General features: G+C 73.8%; 17 protein-coding genes and 1 pseudogene. 12 read left to right on the plus strand and 6 right to left on the minus strand.

What is annotated here, in order from left to right; all coding sequences use genetic code 11:
• Positions 1-73: 73 nt before the first annotated feature.
• The 3 genes and pseudogenes from DVA86_RS29310 to DVA86_RS29320 all read left to right on the plus strand — a co-directional run bounded on the left by DVA86_RS29310 (position 74) and on the right by DVA86_RS29320 (position 2546).
• Complete coding sequence (locus DVA86_RS29310) at positions 74-910, plus strand: GNAT family N-acetyltransferase (RefSeq protein WP_208882836.1); 837 nt, start codon at positions 74-76, stop codon at positions 908-910.
• Positions 841-1554 (plus strand): annotated as a pseudogene (locus tag DVA86_RS29315) (glycosyltransferase); the annotation flags it as partial. The gene DVA86_RS29310 and the pseudogene DVA86_RS29315, both read left to right, overlap by 70 nt.
• On the plus strand, positions 1551-2546 hold the full coding sequence (locus DVA86_RS29320; protein ID WP_208882839.1) for a hypothetical protein: 996 nt from the start codon (positions 1551-1553) through the stop codon (positions 2544-2546). The pseudogene DVA86_RS29315 and the gene DVA86_RS29320, both read left to right, overlap by 4 nt.
• A gap of 7 nt (positions 2547-2553) precedes the next feature.
• Here DVA86_RS29320 and DVA86_RS29325 read toward each other — a convergent pair whose 3' ends face one another.
• Complete coding sequence (locus DVA86_RS29325) at positions 2554-3369, minus strand: hypothetical protein (RefSeq protein ID WP_208882841.1); 816 nt, start codon at positions 3367-3369, stop codon at positions 2554-2556.
• Between the two features lie 275 nt (positions 3370-3644).
• Here DVA86_RS29325 and DVA86_RS36350 point away from each other — a divergent pair, with 275 nt between their 5' ends.
• Complete coding sequence (locus tag DVA86_RS36350) at positions 3645-4115, plus strand: phosphatase PAP2 family protein (protein WP_425471005.1); 471 nt, start codon at positions 3645-3647, stop codon at positions 4113-4115.
• Here the strand turns inward: DVA86_RS36350 and DVA86_RS29335 are convergent.
• Together DVA86_RS29335 and DVA86_RS29340 are read right to left on the minus strand one after the other, a co-directional pair.
• On the minus strand, positions 4094-4756 hold the full coding sequence (locus DVA86_RS29335) for a response regulator (RefSeq protein ID WP_208882843.1): 663 nt from the start codon (positions 4754-4756) through the stop codon (positions 4094-4096). The two genes, DVA86_RS36350 and DVA86_RS29335, sit on opposite strands and share 22 nt — an antisense overlap.
• The gene (locus tag DVA86_RS29340; protein WP_208882845.1) at positions 4753-6582 is read right to left on the minus strand and encodes a sensor histidine kinase; all 1830 of its coding nucleotides are present in this window, start codon (positions 6580-6582) and stop codon (positions 4753-4755) included. Before DVA86_RS29340 ends, DVA86_RS29335 begins: the two co-directional genes overlap by 4 nt.
• A gap of 183 nt (positions 6583-6765) precedes the next feature.
• Here DVA86_RS29340 and DVA86_RS29345 point away from each other — a divergent pair, with 183 nt between their 5' ends.
• From DVA86_RS29345 to DVA86_RS29365, 5 genes are all read left to right on the plus strand, one after another.
• Complete coding sequence (locus DVA86_RS29345) at positions 6766-7692, plus strand: HhH-GPD family protein (RefSeq protein WP_208882847.1); 927 nt, start codon at positions 6766-6768, stop codon at positions 7690-7692.
• 198 nt (positions 7693-7890) lie between these two features.
• Positions 7891-8400, plus strand: coding sequence for a SigE family RNA polymerase sigma factor (locus DVA86_RS29350; RefSeq protein ID WP_208882849.1), 510 nt, complete (start codon positions 7891-7893; stop codon positions 8398-8400).
• A complete protein-coding gene (locus DVA86_RS29355) occupies positions 8388-9224 on the plus strand; it encodes a hypothetical protein (RefSeq protein ID WP_208882851.1) in 837 nt (278 codons plus the stop codon). Before DVA86_RS29350 ends, DVA86_RS29355 begins: the two co-directional genes overlap by 13 nt.
• 11 nt (positions 9225-9235) lie before the next feature.
• The gene (locus DVA86_RS29360; RefSeq protein WP_208882852.1) at positions 9236-10006 is read left to right on the plus strand and encodes a response regulator transcription factor; all 771 of its coding nucleotides are present in this window, start codon (positions 9236-9238) and stop codon (positions 10004-10006) included.
• 125 nt (positions 10007-10131) lie between these two features.
• Positions 10132-11619: a sensor histidine kinase gene (locus DVA86_RS29365; protein ID WP_208882854.1), complete on the plus strand. Its 1488-nt coding sequence runs from the start codon at positions 10132-10134 to the stop codon at positions 11617-11619.
• Here DVA86_RS29365 and DVA86_RS29370 read toward each other — a convergent pair.
• The 3 genes from DVA86_RS29370 to DVA86_RS29380 are packed head-to-tail and all read right to left on the minus strand — an operon-like array spanning position 11610 to position 14371.
• Positions 11610-12083 carry a VOC family protein gene (locus tag DVA86_RS29370; RefSeq protein WP_208882856.1) on the minus strand — a complete coding sequence of 158 codons (474 nt, stop codon included), beginning with the start codon at positions 12081-12083 and terminating at the stop codon, positions 11610-11612. The two genes, DVA86_RS29365 and DVA86_RS29370, sit on opposite strands and share 10 nt — an antisense overlap.
• A 39-nt stretch (positions 12084-12122) precedes the next feature.
• A complete protein-coding gene (locus tag DVA86_RS29375; protein WP_245997325.1) occupies positions 12123-12623 on the minus strand; it encodes a helix-turn-helix transcriptional regulator in 501 nt (166 codons plus the stop codon).
• Positions 12620-14371: an MDR family MFS transporter gene (locus DVA86_RS29380; protein WP_208882857.1), complete on the minus strand. Its 1752-nt coding sequence runs from the start codon at positions 14369-14371 to the stop codon at positions 12620-12622. The genes DVA86_RS29375 and DVA86_RS29380 overlap by 4 nt, the downstream gene beginning before the upstream one ends.
• A gap of 152 nt (positions 14372-14523) precedes the next feature.
• Here DVA86_RS29380 and DVA86_RS29385 point away from each other — a divergent pair, with 152 nt between their 5' ends.
• The 3 genes from DVA86_RS29385 (at position 14524) to DVA86_RS29395 (ending at position 18480) form a co-directional block, all read left to right on the plus strand.
• Positions 14524-15081, plus strand: coding sequence for a TetR/AcrR family transcriptional regulator (locus DVA86_RS29385; protein WP_208882859.1), 558 nt, complete (start codon positions 14524-14526; stop codon positions 15079-15081).
• 182 nt (positions 15082-15263) lie between these two features.
• Positions 15264-15815 (plus strand): GNAT family N-acetyltransferase, encoded by a 552-nt coding sequence (locus DVA86_RS29390; protein WP_208882861.1) that lies wholly within the window; start codon positions 15264-15266, stop codon positions 15813-15815.
• Positions 15816-15900: 85 nt separating this feature from the next.
• Positions 15901-18480 (plus strand): NACHT domain-containing protein, encoded by a 2580-nt coding sequence (locus DVA86_RS29395; RefSeq protein WP_208882863.1) that lies wholly within the window; start codon positions 15901-15903, stop codon positions 18478-18480.

An 18480-nucleotide genomic window follows, 5' to 3' on the forward strand; every position in this document is an offset into this window, starting at 1 on the left:
CCGCTCGACCGCTCGACCTGCTCGACCCGCTCGACCCGCTCGACCCGCGATCTTCGGGTGGCACTATCGGGCCATGAACGATGACCCGCTGATGACCCGCGCGCGCGGCCTGTGGGAGCAACTGGCCGCCGTACCGGTGTCGTTCCCGCCGGACGGCGGCGCCGTGTTCGCCGCCTCGCCAGACTCGCGGCTGTGCCCGCCCGGCTGGGCGGGAGTGGTGCGACTGGGCGACGCGGCGCTCGTCACGGCCCCGGACGAGGCCCAGGCTCGTACGCTCCGCCGGGCCCTGGGCGACGCGCGGGCGGAGGCTCTCGTACGGCCGGACGAACTGCGGGCGCGGGTGCCGGTGCCGGTGACCGACGTGCTCGGCCCCGCCACCCTGGCGTATCTCGCGGGCCACGGCTTCCGTCCGGCGGAGGGCGGGGGCTCGGTCGCGCGTACGCAGCCGGGCGCCGCCGTGCTGCGGGCGCTGACGGAGGCGGCGGGACCGGAGGACGCGGACGAGAGCGCCCTCGACGAGATCGACTCCCCCGCCTTCGTGCTGCGCGAAGGCGGGGCCGTCGTAGCCGCGGCCGGTTACCGGACGTGGCCTGCCTCGACGGCGCACCTGTGCGTGCTGACCGACCCGCGGCGACGCGGGCGCGGCCTGGCCCGGCAGGTGGCCTCGGCGGCCACCGCCCACGCGCTCGACGCCGGCCTGCTGCCGCAGTGGCGTGCACGCCCGGAGCCGTCCCGGCGGGTGGCCGCGGCGCTCGGTTTCCGTGAGCTGGGCGGCCAGTTGAGCATCCGCCTGGGCACGGAGCAGGACGCCGCACCCGCCCCCACCGAAGGGCGGAACACCCGCCCCCCTCCCTCCCGCCCGCGGACGGCGGGCGCGTGGTCGTCGCGGCGGGCCGGCTGGTGCGGGTGAAGAGGTACGACGTGCTGATCAGGGCGTTCGCCACGGTGGCGGCGCGGCATCCCGACTGGCAGCTGCGCATCTACGGGCGGGGCGAGGAGCACGGCGGGCTGCGGGACCTCATCGACGAACTCGGCCTCTACAACAACGTCTTCCTGATGGGCCTCGCCAGCCCGATGGAGGCCGAGTGGGTCAAGGGCTCGATCGCCGCGTCGACTTCGGACGTCGAACCGTTCGGCATGACCCTCGTGGAGGCGATGCGCTGCGGGCTGCCCGTCGTCAGCACGGACTGCCCACACGGGCCGGGCGAGATCATCGAGGACGGCGCGGACGGCAGGCTGGTGCCGGTCGGGCGGCCGGACGCGTTCGCCGCCGCCCTGCTGGAGCTGATCGAGGACGACGAGAAGCGCCGCCGTATGAGCCGTACGGCGCTGGAGAGTTCGCGGCGCTACTCCCCGGAACGCGTCGTCGCGCGCGCGGAGCGGCTTTTCGGCACGCTTACGGAGGCGAAGTCCGCGGGCCGGCCCGCCGCCGCGGTGCCGGCGGGCCCGCAGCCCGCGGGGCGGGCGCTGGTGAGGGGCTCGTACGCCGCGCGGGACACCGCTGTCGAGGCTGTCGACACCGTCCTGCGAACCCTGTGGAAGGCCGCGAGGTGACTGTGGAAGGCGTCGAGGAGACCGCAACGGAGGCCGCGGCCGCGGAGGGTGCCGCCGCCGAGGCCGCTCTCGGGGACGCGTCCGCCGACTGCACGGTGGACGGCGCAGGCAGGCTCGTGCTGCGCCTGTCCGCGCCCGCACTGGCCCCCACCGCCCGCCCGCGGTTGCTCTTCGTGCTGCGCACCCCCGACGCACGCGCCGACGAGACCGGCCACGTACTGGACCTGGCACGCCGGGACGACGGCCGCTGGCACGCCACCCTCGGAGCGGAACCGGTTCTCGCCGAGGGCCGCTGGGACCCGTACCTCGTCGACGGCCTCCCGGACGGCGAGCCGCGCCGCCGCCTCCGCCCCGGGCTGCTGGACCTGCGCGCGCTGGTCGGACGCGAACCGGCGGACGGAACGGCGGACGGTGAGCGGCCGTTGGCCGTACGGCTCCCCTACGTCACCGTGGACCGGCGTCTCGCCGTGCGCACGTGGCTCCGTACGGCGCACGCGGAGGCGGGCGAAATCCGCGTCGGCGACCACGCGTTGACGGTGTGCGGCCGGCTGTACGGCGCACGGCTGGGCGACGGCGCGGCCGCGCTGCTGCGCCGCCGGGGCGCGGGCACGGTCCGGGAGGCCGCGCTGCGGGCAGACGGCGCGCACGACTTCACGTTCACCGTGGACCACCGAGACCTGCTGGCCGAACGCGGTCCCGGCCCCGGCGGGGACGGGGACGCGGGCCTCGACGTGTGGGACGCCTTCGTACGGCCGGAGGCGGCGGCACCCGGGAACCCTCCGTCGCGCTGGGTACGGGTCGGGCGGCTGCTGGACGACGTACTGGACCGCAAGAACGTCTTCGTGTACCCGGCCCGCACTCTCGACGGCGTACGCGTACGCCCGTACTACACCGTCGACAACGAACTCGCCGTCGAACTGGCCCCGGTGCCCGGCAGCACAGCCGCGTCCGGCGTCCGGCGCGGCGTGCTGGCGCGGCTGCGCCGCCGCTAGGGGGTGTTCAGTCCTTCGCGAGGACGAAGGACGTACGGGCCGCCTTCAGCCCCTTGATCTCCGCCTCCACCAGGTACGTGTCCGCCTTGGCCGAACCGGCGGGCGCCTTCGCGCACTCGGGCTTGCTGTGCTTGCGGTCCCACGTCAGGGTCTGGACGGTCGAACCCTTCGCGGGCACCTGCACGTAGGCCGTCGCACGGCTGGGCGGGCAATCGGCGGAAGACCAGATCCGCTCGTCGTCGGAGTCGGAGACGGTGACGACGGTCGCCGTACGGCCGAGGTTGATCCGGCAGTCGTCGCTGCCGGAGTTCTTCACGGTCAGCTTGAACTCGGGCTTGTCGTCCGGCGCGTACTCGTTCTTGACGCTGCTCAGCGTCACCGTCACCGAGCCGGAGCCGCAGACGGACAGACCCGTACCGGCGGGCAGGGCGCCACCGCCCGTGACGCTGCCGCTGGAACCGGAGAGAGCACCGCCGCCCGCCGTACCGCCGGACTCGCCTCCCCCGTCGGCGCCGCCGTCCGCGCCCTCGTCGCCACCGCCACCGCCCGAACCGGCACCGCCGTCCACCTCGTCCCTGCCGCCGGGGCGGTCGCTGACGGGCGGCTTGGACGTGGTGGGGCCGGGCGTGATGGAGTCGGTCGGTCCCTGACCGTCCGGTCCGCCCTTGCCTCCCGCCTCGCTGCGGTCGTCGCTGTCACCGCCCATGTTCAGCGCCCAGACGACGAGCAGGACAAGCAGGGCGAGGATGGACAGCGCAACTGCCCTCCGCCGCCAGTAGATGGAGGAGGGAAGCGGCCCGATCGGATTGCGCAGAGATCCCACGCGGAAACCTTACGAGACTTGCCCCCCGGCACAGAGCCGTACCCGCCGCTTCAATCCCGCAACTTTTGTGATGAGAGTGATGAGCGAAGCGATGAGTGGGCAATGAGCGGGGCGATCTCCCGGCTCCCGCCGGGACCTTGCCGACCTGACGAAAGTCAGGTCCGCACCCCGTCGTTCGCTCGGAGGGCGGGCTCGTCCTGCTGGTCGCCCTGCTGGCGCTGGCCTGCCTGCGTTCGGCCCGGAGCGCCAACGGCCCGTACGGACGCGCCGCCGCGCTGCTCGCGGCGTGCGCGCTCGTCGTGGCGTACGGACTCAGCGAGGTCGTCAAGCTGCTGGTCGCGGAGGAGCGTCCGTGCCGCGCCGTGCCCGACGCGGCGCCGCCCCTCGCGGCCTGTCCCGCGTCCGGCGACTGGTCGTTCCCGAGCAACCACGCCACGCTCGCGCTGGCGGCGGCGACCGGAGTGGCGCTGCTGTGGCGGGGGTTGGCGTGGCTGGCAGTGCCGGTGGGGTTGCTGACGGCGTTCTCGCGGGTGTTCGTCGGGGTGCACTATCCGTTCGACGTGCTGGCGGGCGGTCTGCTCGGGGCGACCGTTGCCGCGCTGTGCGCGAGCGAGCCGCTCGTGCTGCACGGTGCCCGGCTGCTCCTACGCCGCCGCGCGACCGCATCCGCGACCGCGACTCCGACGGCGACCTCGACCGCATCCGCCAACGCACCCGGGCGGGATCACACCAACCCCGCCTCGTAGGCGACGATCGCCGCCTGTACGCGGTTCTCGGCCCCCAACCGGTCGAGGACCGCGCTCACATGGCCCTTGACCGTTCCCTCGACGAGGTGCAGGCGGCGCGCGATGTCCGCGTTGGACAGCCCGCGTGCCACCAGCGCGAGCACCTCGCGTTCGCGCGCCGTGAGGCCGTCCGTACGGGCGCGGGCCTGCGCGCCGCGCGAGAGGCGGCCGCCCGCGCCGCCACCGAGTTCGGTGAGCACGTGCCGGGCCACCTTCGGGGAGAGGAAGGCGCCGCCGTCGGCCACGGCCCGTACGCCGGACAGGAGTTCGTGCGGGTCACCGGTCTTGAGCAGGAAGCCGGTGGCGCCGCCGCTCAGGGCGCGGGCGATGTACGCGTCCTCGGCGAAGGTGGTGAGGATGGCGACGGCGGTCTCTCCCGCGCGGGTGCGCAGTATCTCCTCGGCGGCGGCGAGGCCGTCCAGGTTGGGCATGCGGATGTCGAGGAGGGCGACGTCGGGGCGGTGTGCGTGGGCGAGTTCGACGGCCTGGCGGCCGTCGGCGGCCTCGGCGACGACCTCGATGCCGGGATCGGCGCCGAGGATGGCGCGCACGCCCGCCCGTACCGTCGCCTCGTCGTCGGCCAGCAGCACGCGGATGTTCAACGTTCGTCTCCCGCTCCCTGGATCACGGTCTTCCCGGCCAGCGTGCCGTTACGGAAGCACAGCCGGTAGATGTCGACGCTGGTGAAGAGCCGTCCGTCGGTCCGGTAGTACGCGCAGCGCGCACCGGGCGGCGGTGGCGGCGAACGGTCCTCCGACGGCGCCGATTCCTGCCGCCCGGGCAGCACGTCGCGTACGCCGTCCTCCGGGTCGCCGACACGCAGCCGATCGTAGGTGGCGCGCGGCAGGACGGACTCGGCGGTGGTGTACGCGTACCAGCCGAAGACGGCGGCGACCACGAGCGCGGCGGCCCCGCACGCGAGGGCCGTGGCGCGGGCGGTCCGGCGGCGGGCGGCCCGCTGGGCGGCGGCGAACTGGCGGGCGGCGGCGCCGGGTTCGTACGGGCCGACGGCGGGGGCGTGTGTGCCGGCGCCGGGTTCGTACGGGCCGGCGGCGGGGGCGTGCGGGCGGACGTCCGCACGCAGGTCCGCCTTCTGCGGGTCTGCCGGGAAGCGGGCCGTCACCGTGAAACCGCCGTCGTCGCTCGGCCCGGCGGTGAGGCCGCCGCAGGCGAGCCGCACGCGTTCGCGCAGGGCGACCAGCCCGGTGCCGTCGTCCGTGTGCACCGGCACCGCGGGCGCGGTGGTGGCGCCCGCGGCCGGCGGCCCGTTCCGTACGGAGACCGCCGTCCCGTCCTCCGTACAGTCGACGGCCACGGTCACCTCGGCGCCCGGCGCGTGCTTCGCCGCGTTGGTCAGGGCCTCACGCACCACCCGGTACGCGGCCCGGTCGGCGGGCGGCGGCAGTGCGCCCGGGGCGCTCTCCGCGGCGCCGTCCGTCACCAGCCGCACCGGCAGCCCGGAGGCCGCGGCGCGCGTGACGAGCGACGCGAGCGTCTCCCCGACGGGCGCCAGCGGCGCCGCCGCCTCAGCGGCCTCAGCCGCCTCCGCCGCCCGCGTCCCGCCGGACGCCGTCCCGCCGGAGGCGCGCTCGCCGAGCGCGGGCTCGTCGGACGCGGGCCGGTCAGGCGCGGGCCGGTCCGGCGCGGGCTCCCGCAGCACCCCGATGATGTCGCGCAGCCGCTCCGTCGCCCGCGCCGCCTCCCCGCGCAGCCCCGCCAGCGCCTGCCGGTGCTCGTCCTCCAGGCCGGGTGCCACCTGGAGCGCGCCCGCCCGCAGGGCGATGAGGCTCAGGTCGTGGCCGAGCGCGTCGTGCATGTCCTCGGCGATACGGGCGCGTTCGCGCAGCCGGGCCTGTTCGGCGACGATGCGCTGCTCGCGTTCGAGCCGTTCGGCGCGGTCCCAGCCGGCGGCGAACAGCTCGCGGTCCTGCCGCCGGTAGCGGCCGACGGTCCAGGGGAAGACGGCGCCGAAGACGAGCGTGCCGGTCATGACCAGCCACACCAGTACGGGGTCTGCGCCCTGCCCGTCGTCCGCCGTACGCACGTACGCGCTCGCCGTCCCCACCGCCACCACGCCCGCGAACGCGACCAGCGCGGGGCGGCTCTGCGCGCAGCGCCGGCCGAGGAGGTAGCCGAACGCGGCGAGCGCGGGCCCGTACGAGAACGTGAGCAGCTGCGGTGACGCGGCCAGCGCGAGCGCCGCGGCCAGCAGCCACGCCGCGACCGGACGGCGCCGCGCGAGCCCCGTCGCGGCACCCAGCAGGAGCAGCCCCGCCGCCGTCAGCCACCATCGCTGCGGCGGCTCGCGGAGGTACGCGTCGCCGGTGACGACGGCCGCCGCGAGCAGCGCCCACAGCGCACCGTCCCGTACGAGCGCCGGCCCGGCCCGGCGCCGCGTGCTCCCCGTCGCACCGCTCCACACCCGCATCCCTCCGACGCTACCGGCCGGACCTGGGCCGCCGCCCCTGACGAAAGTCAGGTCCCGGGGCCGCGCCGCGAGGCCGCGTAGCGGCTATCCGGCCCACGCTGCGCTCCCCTTGGGGGACGTCGCGCGTCCGCGCCGCGTGGTCGTTTCGGCCGCGGCGCGCGCCGTGTCAGGATCGTCCGTGCCATGACTGCGACCACTGAAGACGCCGCGAACGCCGCCCAGGACCACGACTACACCGACCTCCACGCCCCTGTCGTCGACTGGTTCGACGCACACGCCCGTGACCTTCCCTGGCGCCGCCCCGAGGCCGGTGCGTGGGGGGTCATGGTGAGCGAGTTCATGCTGCAGCAGACCCCCGTCGCCCGGGTGCTCCCGGTGTACGAGCAGTGGCTCAAGCGCTGGCCCCGGCCCGCCGACCTGGCCGCCGAGCCGTCGGGGGAGGCCGTACGCGCCTGGGGCCGCCTCGGCTACCCGCGGCGCGCGCTGCGGCTGCACGGGGCGGCGTCGGCCATAGCGGAACGGCACGGCGGCGACGTACCGAAGGAGCACGCGCAGCTGCTCGCGCTGCCCGGCGTCGGCGAGTACACGGCCGCCGCGGTGGCCTCGTTCGCGTACGGGCAGCGGCACGCGGTGCTGGACACCAACGTCCGCCGGGTGTTCGCACGCGCCGTGAACGGACGGCAGTACCCGCCGAACGCCACCACCGCCGCCGAGCGCAAGCTCGCCCGCATGCTGGTCCCGGCGGACGACGCCACCGCCGCGCGCTGGGCCGCCGCCACGATGGAGCTCGGCGCGCTCGTGTGCACCGCGCGCACGCCCGTGTGCGGGCGCTGCCCGATCGCCGACCGGTGCGCCTGGCAGCGCGCGGGCGCGCCGGAGCACGAGGGCCCGCCGCGCCGTACGCAGACCTACGCCGGTACGGACCGCCAGGTGCGCGGCCGGCTGCTGGCCGTCCTGCGGGAGTCCGACGCGCCGGTGCCGCAGGCGGTCCTGGACCGGGTGTGGCACGAACCGGTGCAGCGGGCGCGGGCCCTGGACGGGCTGGTGGCGGACGGACTCGTCGAGCCGCTGGCGGGCGGCGAGTACCGGCTGCCGCAGAGCCGCGGCTGAGCCGCCCGGCACCGGCCCGCCGCCACGCGGCGGCGGGCCGCGGGCCCGCCGACGCCTGCCCGAGGCGTCGCTGTTACACAACCGATGGGCAGCCGCAGGGTTCCCGTTGGTTCACTGCATGCGCTCCCGCAACACCCGCTGCCTAGGTTCTGTGACGTATCGCGAAAGCGCCCTACGTCACAGAACCGGGAGGCAGACATGGCCGCGGCAGAGGTCCTGGACTTCGAGGAGTACGTACGGACCCGGCAGGACGCCCTTCTGCGCAGCGCCCGGCGCCTGGTGACGGACCCCATGGAGGCGCAGGATCTGCTGCAGACCGCCCTCGTACGCACGTATGGTCGCTGGGACGGAATAGCGGACAAGTCCCTTGCCGACGCTTACCTCCGGCGCGTGATGATCAACACGCGTACGGAGTGGTGGCGCACCCGGCGGCTCCAGGAGGTGCCGACGGAGCACCTGCCCGACGTGGCGAGTGTCGAGGACGGGACGGACCAGCGGGCGGACCGCGCGCTGCTGATGGAGGTGCTGGGCACGCTGGCACCGAAGCAGCAGAGCGTGGTCATTCTGCGGCACTGGGAGCAGATGAGCACGGTGGAGACGGCGCGGGCGCTGGGCATGTCGCCCGGCACGGTCAAGAGCACACTGCACCGCTCGCTGGCGCGGATGCGCGAGGAGTTGGAACGGAGGTCGGCGGAGTGCGCCGCCTGAGGGCGGCGGCCGGGACCGGCACGGAACGGGAAGGCCGGAGCGCCCGGCGCGGCATACGTGCCGCGCTGGGCGCCGCCGTGCTGACCGCACTGTCCGCGCTGGTGGTGGCGCTCACCGCGTGCGGTACGACCGCGGGCGGCGTACGCGTCGAGGGCGCGCCGACGGACTCCGCGGCGCCTCGGTCCGCGTCCTCCGACGGCACGACGGCCCGGCCCGACGGGCCGCGCGACTCCGGCCCCGAGGCGGAAGCGGAACCCAAAGCGGAGCCGAAGCCCGAGGTGGTCGGGCGGGGCACGGCCGCGTACTCGGAGAGCGGCGAGGTCCGCGAGGTCAGCGAGACCGAGGTGATCTCCGTGATCAAGCGCGACCCCAAGGTCAGCAGCCATGTGAAGCGCGGCCTGAAGCCGTGCGTCGGCGACCAGTACCCGGTGGGCATGGACTACGCGCGCGCCACCCGCGGCCGGCAGGCCGACCTCGTCGTCAACGTGACCTCGTGCTCGGACAGCGTCGGCGTCGGCGCATACGTGTACCGGCGCAGCACGAACGGCGCGCTGGTCAACGTCTTCGCGGCGGAACGTCCGCCGGTCTGGGCCACGTTCCGGGACGGCATGCTGGAGGTCACGCGGGACGTCTACGTCGGCGACGAACCGCTGTGCTGCCCCTCGGGCCGCGACGTCATCACGTACGCGTGGCAGGACGGCGTCTTCCACGAGGTGGGCCGCGAACGCAGCGAGGACGACGACGGTGTGGACGGCGGCGGCAGCGGGGGCTCCGACAGCACCCCCGCGCCCCCGGCACCGGCGGCCACGGAACGGAAGGAGTGAGGCGGGCAGGCATGGGCGAGACGACGCATGTGCTCTTCGTCGAGGACGACGACGTCATCCGGGAGGCGACCCAGCTCGCGCTGGAGCGCGACGGTTACGCGGTGACGGCCGTCGGCGACGGGCTGGCCGGGCTGGAGGCGTTCCGCGCGGACCAGCCGGACATCGCGCTGCTGGACGTGATGGTGCCGGGGCTGGACGGGGTGAGCCTGTGCCGCCGTATCCGGGACGCGTCCACGGTCCCGGTGATCATGCTGTCGGCGCGCGCGGACTCCATAGACGTGGTGCTCGGCCTGGAGGCCGGCGCCGACGACTACGTGACCAAGCCCTTCGACGGCGCGGTGCTCGTCGCCCGCATCCGCGCGGTGCTGCGCCGCTTCGGGCACGCCAGCGGCCTGGGGCTGGCCGGGCCGCACGGCGCGGCGGGCGCGAACGGCGCGGGCGGCGCGCACCGCCGGTACGCGGAGGGCGGGCCGGAACGGCCGCCGGGCGGCGAGGCGGAGATCCTGCGGTTCGGCGAACTGGAAGTGGATACGGAGGGCATGGAGGTACGCACCTCGGGCCGTCCGGTGTCCCTGACTCCGACCGAGATGCGGCTGCTCCTGGAGTTCTCCGCGACACCCGGCACGGTGCTCTCCCGCGACCGGCTGCTGGAACGGGTGTGGGACTACGGCTGGGGCGGTGACACGCGCGTCGTGGACGTCCATGTGCAGCGGCTGCGCGGGAAGATCGGCCAGGACCGGATCGAGACGGTCCGGGGCTTCGGCTACAAGCTGAAGGGCTAGCCTGCCATCCCCGGGGCGCCGCCCCGTTACCCCAGGGCACCCGCCCGCCCCCGTCTGCCGTCCCCCGGGGAGCCCCCCCCGTACCCCCAGGGCAACGCCCGCCCGCCCCCCGAAAGCACCCCGCCATGACGCGCATCTCCCTCCGCACGGGCCTCCGCTGGAAGCTGAGCGCCGCCATCGCGCTGGTCAGCGCGCTCGTCGCGGTGGCACTCAGCCTCGTCGTGCACAACGCCGCGCGCGGCACCATGCAGGACAGCAGCCGCGACGTACAGGACGAGCGGCTGCAGTACGCGCGGCGGATCTACGACTCCACCGGGCAGGTGCCGTTCGGCGCGCGGATCGACGATCCGTCGCTGCCGTCCGCGCTGCGGAAGGCGGCCGAGGACGGGCGGCGGGCCACGTACCTGGAGGAGCAGCGGCACGGCGCGCCCGTCGTCTGGGCCGCCACCCCGCTGCCGGACGACCGGATCCTGTCGCTCCGTACGCGCTTCTCGGACCGTTACGCGGTGCTTGCCGACCTGGACCGTTCGCTGCTGATCGGTTCCCTGTCCGTCGTGCTCGGCGGCTGCACGCTCGGCGTCCTCGTCGGCGGCCAGCTGTCGCGGCGGCTGCGCAAGACCGCCGACGCGGCGAGCGAGGTGGCGGGCGGCGGCACCGGCGTACGGGTGCGGGACGCGATCGGCGGCCGGGTACGCGTACGGGACGAGACCGACGAACTCGCCGACGCCATCGACGGCATGGCCGACGCGCTCCAGGCCCGTCTGGAGGCCGAGCGCCGGGTCACCGCGGACATCGCGCACGAGCTGCGCACCCCGGTGACCGGCCTGCTCACGGCCGCCGAACTGCTGCCGGACGGGCGCCCGACGGAGCTCGTACGGGACCGCGCGCAGGCGCTGCGCCAGCTGGTCGAGGACGTGCTGGAGGTCGCCAGGCTGGACGGGGCGCGGGAACGGGCGGAGCTGCAGGAGGTGGCGCTCGGCGAGTTCGTACGGCGGCGGGTGGCGGTCGCGGCCCCGGACGCGCAGGTACGCGTCGCACGGGACGCGGAAGTGGTCACCGACCCGCGGCGGCTGGAACGCATCCTGGGCAACCTCCTCGCGAACGCCGCACGGCACGGCCGGCCGCCGGTCGTGGTGACCGTGGACGGGCGGCGCATCCGCGTACGCGACCACGGGCCCGGCTTCCCGGTGCAGCTGCTGACGGACGGGGTGCGCCGGTTCCGTACGGGTAGCGACGACCGTTCGCGGCCGGGGCACGGGCTGGGGCTCACGATCGCGGCCGGGCAGGCGCGGGTGCTGGGGGCACGGCTGACGTTCCGCAACGTCGGGCCGGGCGAGCCGAGCTGGCAGCCGGAGCCAGGTGCGGAGGACGCGGCGGACGCGGCGGACGCGGCGGGCACCGAGCCGGGCGCGGGCACGGGCTCGGAGTCCGGGGCGACCGCACCGGACGCGGCGCACGCACCGACCGCACCGGACGCGTCGGCCCGTACGCGGAAGACGGACACCGGGGCGGTCGCCGTGCTGTGGCTCCCGGAGTCGGCGCCGACGGACCCGGGCACCCCGCCCGGCGGGGTGCCCGCCGTCAGGCGCGATCCGCGCGGCCGTCAGCCCTGAGGCTTGTCCTCGGTGACGCAGTCGCCGCTCCACGGCTTCGACATGTCCAGTTCGTCGTGCTCGCGCTCCTGCGTGAGCGAGTACCAGTTCCCGCTCGGGTCGCGGAAGATCGCCTCGATGCCGTACGGGCGTTCCTGCGGCTCGTGGATGAACTCGACGCCTTTGGCCCTGAGTTCGGCGTACTCCGCGTGGCAGTCGTCCGTACGGAACGCGCCCGCGCCGAGCACGCCCTTCGTCACCAGCGTGACCAGCGCCTTGGCCGAATCCGGGTCCATGCCGGGCCCGTCCGGGCGCATCAGGGCGAGCTGTACGTCGGGCTGCTCCCGGGGGGACACGGTGATCCACCGCATGCCGCCCATGTCCATGTCGGTGCGCTCCTCGAAACCGAGCTTCTCGACGAAGAACTTCTTGTCGCGTTCCTGGTCGGTGGACCAGACGGTGGTGAGGGCAAGGCTCTTGATCATGCGGTGCTCCTGGGTGCGGGTGGCCGTGTGCCGACCACGTTAGGCACCGGGCGGTTCAGTCCGCTTCTCCAGAATTGCGCTCTTCGCCGGACGCTCCGCCGGTCGCTTCGGCGTCGCCCCGGCGGCCTCTGTACGCGGCCGGAATCCGCCGGTCCAGAGCATCGCGTAGCAGCCGGGGATCAGCGCCGCCCCGTTCCGTACGTGCTTCGTGCGGTACTCGCTGGGGCTCACGCCGGTCTCCGCCTTGAAGCGCGCGGAGAAGGTGCCGAGGCTGCTGAAGCCGACGAGGCCGCAGATCTCGGTGACGGAGAGGTTCGCGGAGCGAAGCAGCTCCTCGGCGCGTTCGATGCGGCGCCGGCTGAGGTACTGCCCCGGCGTCTCGCCGTACGCCGCCTTGAAGGCGCGGACGAAGTGGAAGCGCGAGTAGCCCGCATACGCGGCGACCGCGTCCAGGTCGAGCGCGGGGTCGGCCCAGTCGCGGTCCATCGCGTCCTTGGCCTGGCGCAGGGCGCGGAGCTGCGCCAGGCCGGGTGTCGTCATTTCTCGATGCTGACACTCTCCCGGGTGCCTGCGGGAGGTGCGCCCGCCCCGGATTCCGTTCCGGCACCGACGCAGGCGTCCATGCCGGAGTCGGTGACGGAGCCGGTGTCCGCCACCGTGCCGGAGTCGGCGGCGAGGTCGGGGGCGGAACCGGTGCCGGCGGGGGCCTCCGCCGGTGCCTCGCCCCCGCGCAGCGGGACCTCCTCGATGAACCAGGCCGCGACGAAGACGACCACCGTCAGGACCGCCCCCAGCAGGAACACCGCGTTCGTCCCGTCCGCCACCGCGTGCTCGTACGCGTTCCGCACCGCGTCCGGCAGCTTCGCCAGCGACGCCGCGTCGAGCTGCGCGCCCGCGCCGCCGGTCGCCCCGGCGCCCTCGGCGCCGAGCTGGTCCGTCATGCTCCCCTTCACGCGGTCGGCGAAGATCGTGCCCATCAGCGCGACGCCGAACGAGCCGCCGATCGTACGGAACAGGGTCGTGGACGAGGAGGCGACGCCCACGTCCTTCATCTCCACGCTGTTCTGCGCGATCAGCATGGTGAGCTGCATCAGGAAGCCCATGCCCGCGCCGAGCACGGCCATGTAGAGGCCGGACGTCAGCCTGCTGGTGCCCACGTCCATCTGCGCGATGAGGAAGAGGCCGACGGGTATGAGGGCGCCGCCGATGATCGGGTACATGCGGTACTTGCCGTTGGCGGTGGTGGCGCGCCCGGTGACGACCGAGACGAGCATCATCGGCAGCAGCACGGGCAGGAGCAGCAGCCCGGAGTTGGTGGCGGAGGCGCCCTGCACGGCCTGCTGGAAGAGCGGCAGGAAGGTCATCGCGCCGAACATCACGAAGCCGAGCAGGAAGCCGATGAGGGTGATGAGCGAGAAGTTCCGGTTCCGGAAGATCCCGAGCGGCATGATCGGTTCGGCCACCCGGCGCTCCACGACGAGGAACCCGGCGAGCGTGGCCACCGCCAGCGCGATCAGCCCGAGGATGACGCCGGAACCCCAGTCGTACTCCGTACCGCCCCAGCTCGTGACGAGCACCGCTGCTGTGATCGCGGTGGTGAGCAGGGCCGCCCCGACGTAGTCGATACGGCCACCGCCGGGCTTCTTCGGCAGGTGCAGCAGCGTGATGACGGCGGCCAGGGCGACGCCGCCGAGGGGGACGTTGATGTAGAAGGCCCAGCGCCAGCCGAGGTGGTCGGTGAGGGTGCCGCCGACGAGGGGCCCGCCGATCATGGCGACCGACATCACGCCGGCCATCATGCCCATGTACTTGCCGCGTTCCCTCGGGGACACCAGATCGGCCATGATCGACATGGCGCCGACCATCAGACCGCCCGCGCCCAGCCCCTGCAGCGCGCGGAAGCCGATCAGCTGCTCCATGCTCTGGGCGGCGCCGGAGGTCACGGAGCCGGCCAGGAAGATGACTATCGAGGCAAGGAAGGTGCCCTTCCGCCCGTACATGTCGCCCAGCTTGCCCCACAGCGGGGTGGACGCGGCGGTGGTGAGCGCATAGGCGGTGACGACCCACGACAGGTGGTCGAGCCCGCCCAGCTCGCCGACGATCGTCGGCATGGCCGTGCCGATGATCATGTTGTCGAGCATGGCGAGCATGACGGCGATCATCAGCGCGGCCATCGTGACGCGCACACTGCGCTGCCGGGGGCCCGGCGGCGGCGCGGCCTGCGGGGCCTGGCCGCCGGCCCCCTCCTGGCCCTGCTCTCGGTCCTGGTCCTGCGCTGAGTCAGCCATGATCTTCTTCACCGGCTTCGCGTCACGTCACTTCACGACTTCATGGAACAGCTGGGCGCCCCCGGAAACTTACTTGCCGCCCGGCTAGTAGGTACAGTGGAAAGATAGAAGCTCTACTAGCCGGGCGTCAAGTAAGTTTGAGGAGAGCGGTCATGAGCAGGGGAAACACCCACCAGCGGATTCAGGATGTGGCGCTGGAGCTCTTCGCCGAACGCGGCTACGAAAAGACGTCGCTCCGCGAGATCGCCGAGCGGCTCGAAGTCACCAAGGCCGCCCTCTACTACCACTTCAAGACCAAGGAGGACATCCTCGTCAGCATCGTCGACGACTTCAACCAACCGGTCGTCGAGCTCATCGAGTGGGGCCGGGAACAGCCCCGCACGCTCGAGACGAAGAAGGAGATCCTCCGCCGCTACAGCGAGGCCCTGAGCCGCGCCCAACCGCTCTTCCGCTTCATCCAGGAGAACCAGGCCTCGCTCCGCGACCTCAGCCTGGGCGAACGCCTGAAGAAGCGCATGTTCACCCTCTCCGCCCTCCTCGTGGAGGAGGACGCCGACCTGGTGGACCGGGTACGGGCCACGACCTCCCTGTTCACCATGCACGCCGCCATCGTCGCGATGCACGACTCCGGCGACGCCCCGGAGGACCGGCGGCAGGCGGCGCTCACCGTCGCGTACGAGCTGATCACCAGCGCCCACCACGGCGACTGAGGCGCGCCCCGCCCCGTACGGCGCCGCGCGCACGGTGCGCCGGTGCCGGTTGTCACAGCCGCTGCCGGTTGTCAGTGCCGCTGCCGGTTGTCAGTGCCGGTGCCGGTGCCCGTTGTCAGTGCCCCCTGACATGCTGAGCAGCACCTGGAAGACGTGCGAGGACGTACGAGAGGGCGTGTGCGATGCCGGTTCCGGCGAACCATCCCGCCGCGGGCGGCGCGGGCGAGCCGTCCGAAGTGGCGCTCCGGCCGTGGACGGACGGGGATTTCGGGCTGCTCCACCGTGCGAACACGGCCGAGATGACCGAACACCTCGGCGGCCCCGAGACCGAGGAGCAGCTGCGCAGCCGGCACGAGCGGTATCTCGCGGCCACCGACCCCGGCGCCGGGATCATGTACGCCATCGTGCTGCTGCCCGGCGACGAGCCGGTGGGCACGGTCGGGTACTGGGAGCGCGTCTGGCACGACGAGCCCGTCTACGAGATGGGGTGGATCGTCTTCCCGGAGTTCCAGCGCCGCGGCATCGCCGCCCTCGCCGCCGCCAAGACCGTCGCCCAGGCCCGCGCGCAGCACAGACACCGGCATCTGCACGCGTATCCGGCCACCGACAACCCCGCGTCCAACGCGATATGCCGCAAGGTCGGCTTCGCGCTGCTCGGCGAGTGCCGGGTCGAGTACCCGCCGGGGCACTTCATGCACTGCAACGACTGGCGCCTGGACCTCCGTTCGGTCTGAGCACCCCCGTCGGGCGCCCTCGGCGCGCCGCCGCCGTGGGCCCAACCGCCCACCGCTCACCGCCCGTTGACCTACGATCACCGGCATGGACCCGGCAACCGGCACCACCCTCGGCGTACGGCTCGCCTCCACCGCCGTGGCGCCGCTGATCAAGAAGCTGTTCGCGCCGCAGGCGCCCGGCGCCGCGCTGGTGGACGAGCCGGTCCGGATCTCCTCCCTCGTCTCCTTCTGCGGCGAGCGGCACACCCTCACGAGCCTCGACCTGGAACGGCTCGCCGCCGAGCTGGTACGCCGCGCGGTGCGGGCCGCCGGACCGAACGAACGGCCCGTCCCGGTCAGCGAGGAGGACGCCGTGGCCCACGCCGTCGCGGCCCAGCTCCGGGCGCTGGGCGGCATCAGCATGGACGACGTGCAGGCCGTACGGCTCGGCCCGCGCGCCTTCGCCCGCGAGCTGCGCCTGCACTCGCCCCGCGCCGCCCGGCACCTCAGCGCGGACGGCACCGAGCTGTGCAAGGCCGTCGTCGAGACCGCCTGCCTGCACATCCTGAACCACTTCACCCAGCGGTCCACGTTCGTCCCGCGCACCCTCGTCGAGCAGAGCCGCCAGCTCGCCGACCAGACCGCCGTGCTGGACCTGCTGATCGAACGCCTCCCCTCGCAGTCCGCGGAGGACGCCCGCTTCGAGGAGCTGTACGCCGATCACATCGTCCGCAAGCACGGCGAGTTGACGATCTACGGCCTCGACCTCAACCACGCCCGCGAATGGCCGCTCGACGCCGCGTACATCTCCCTTGAGGCCAGTCATGCCGCGGGCGCCCCGCAGCCCGCCGAACGCGCGCTCGCCGGCCACGACCGCGTCCTGCTGCGCGGCAGCGCCGGTTCCGGCAAGACCACGATGGTGCAGTGGCTCGCGCTGACCGCCGCCCGCCAGTCGTACGACCCGCACCTCGCGCACCTCGTCGGGCGCGTCCCGTTCGTGCTGCCGCTGCGCCGCGTCATGCGCGACGGCCTGCCGCCGACGCCGGACCGCTTCCTGCACGCGACGCGCAGCGGCGTCGCCGGAGACCAGCCGCCGGGCTGGGCGAACCGGGTGCTGCGCGGCGGCCGCGGGCTGCTCCTCGTCGACGGCATCGACGAGATCCCCGAGCGCGAACGCGAGGAGACGCGGCGCTGGCTGCGGGAGCTGATGGGCGAGTTCCCGGGCAACCTGTGGCTCGTCACCTGCCGCCCCTCGGCCGTACGGCAGGACTGGCTCGCCGCGGAGGAGTTCGCCGAACTGACCCTCGCGCCCATGTCCCGCGCCGACGTGGCCGGTTTCGTACGCCGCTGGCACACCGCCGCCGAAGCCGACCCCGAACTGGCCGACGCCCTGCTCACGGCTGTCCGCCTGAACGGCGACCTCGGCTCGCTCGCCGTCAACCCCCTGATGTGCGGGCTGCTCTGCGCCCTCCACCGCGAGCGGCGCGGCTTCCTGCCGCACAGCCGCAAGGACCTGTACGACGCGGCGCTGAGCATGCTGCTGGAACGGCGGGACGCGGAACGCGCGGTGACGGCCGCCGCCGCGCTGCCGCTGTCGAAGGAGACGCAGGTCCAGCTGCTGCAGAAGCTGGCGCACTGGATGATGCGGAACGACCGCGCGGAGATGGACCGTACGGACGCGGTCGAACGCCTCGCGCACGCGCTGCGGAACATGACGCACATCGAGGCCACGCCCGAACGCGTCTTCCGGCACCTCCTGGACCGCTCGGGGCTGCTCCGCGAACCGGCCGCGGACCGCGTGGACTTCGTCCACCGCACCTTCCAGGACTACCTCGCGGGCAAGGCGGCGGTGGAGGAGGGCGACTTCCCGCTGCTGATCGACAACGCGGACAACGACCAGTGGGCGGACGTGATCCAGATGGCGGTCGCGCACGCGCGCCCGGCGGAGCGGGCGCGGATCGTACGAGGGGTTCTCGCCGAGGAGACGTCCATCGAATCGGGCGACCCCCTCCCCTTCCGGCGCGTCGCCCTCGCCGCGGCTTGTGTGAAGCACGCGACGGAGATCGACGCGGACGTGGTGCGCAAGGTCGACCACAACACCCGCGTGATGCTGCCGCCGGGCAGCATCAGCTTGGCGATCGCGATCGCCGAGTCCGCCGGACCGCTGCTGCTGGGGCTGCTGCCGGGGCCGGAGGGGCTGGCGGCCCACGAGGCGGAGGCCGTCGTGATCGCCGCCAGCCGCATCGCCACGGACGCCGCCCTTCCGATCCTGGCCCGCTTCCGCGAGCACCCGTCCCTCGCCGTGCGCCGCCAGCTCTCCTGGGCCTGGCACCGCTTCGACACGGACGCGTACGCGGACGAGATCATCGCCCACCTCCCGGACGACGACTTGTACTTCGCCGTACCCGGGCCCGAACACCTCCGTGCGCTGCGCAGACTGGGCGGCCGGTCCCACGTGCAGGTCATCGGTCCGTGGATGTCACACGAGTACGAGCCCGCGGACTTCGAGGGCGTGACCCATGTGTGGGTACGGGATGATTTCGGCCGCGTCGACATCGGCTGGCTGGCCAACCTGCCGCACCTGCACACGCTCGTCCTGCCGGACAGCCCGGCCGTCGACGCGGAACTCGTACCGTCCCACGTCACCGTCCTCCCCGCCCCCGAGGACGGCCTGCGCGTCCGCTGA

It is taken from the genome of Streptomyces armeniacus (assembly GCF_003355155.1).
Taxonomy (GTDB): domain Bacteria; phylum Actinomycetota; class Actinomycetes; order Streptomycetales; family Streptomycetaceae; genus Streptomyces; species Streptomyces armeniacus.

Coding starts and splice junctions, on each gene's coding strand:
- DVA86_RS29310 (WP_208882836.1), top strand. CDS start 74: ATGAACGATGACCCGCTGATGACCCGCGCGCGCGGCCTGTGGGAGCAA.
- DVA86_RS29340 (WP_208882845.1), bottom strand. CDS start 6,582: ATGCGGGTGTGGAGCGGTGCGACGGGGAGCACGCGGCGCCGGGCCGGG.
- DVA86_RS29345 (WP_208882847.1), top strand. CDS start 6,766: ATGACTGCGACCACTGAAGACGCCGCGAACGCCGCCCAGGACCACGAC.
- DVA86_RS29350 (WP_208882849.1), top strand. CDS start 7,891: ATGGCCGCGGCAGAGGTCCTGGACTTCGAGGAGTACGTACGGACCCGG.
- DVA86_RS29360 (WP_208882852.1), top strand. CDS start 9,236: ATGGGCGAGACGACGCATGTGCTCTTCGTCGAGGACGACGACGTCATC.
- DVA86_RS29365 (WP_208882854.1), top strand. CDS start 10,132: ATGACGCGCATCTCCCTCCGCACGGGCCTCCGCTGGAAGCTGAGCGCC.
- DVA86_RS29370 (WP_208882856.1), bottom strand. CDS start 12,083: ATGATCAAGAGCCTTGCCCTCACCACCGTCTGGTCCACCGACCAGGAA.
- DVA86_RS29375 (WP_245997325.1), bottom strand. CDS start 12,623: ATGACGACACCCGGCCTGGCGCAGCTCCGCGCCCTGCGCCAGGCCAAG.
- DVA86_RS29380 (WP_208882857.1), bottom strand. CDS start 14,371: ATGGCTGACTCAGCGCAGGACCAGGACCGAGAGCAGGGCCAGGAGGGG.
- DVA86_RS29385 (WP_208882859.1), top strand. CDS start 14,524: ATGAGCAGGGGAAACACCCACCAGCGGATTCAGGATGTGGCGCTGGAG.
- DVA86_RS29390 (WP_208882861.1), top strand. CDS start 15,264: ATGCCGGTTCCGGCGAACCATCCCGCCGCGGGCGGCGCGGGCGAGCCG.
- DVA86_RS29395 (WP_208882863.1), top strand. CDS start 15,901: ATGGACCCGGCAACCGGCACCACCCTCGGCGTACGGCTCGCCTCCACC.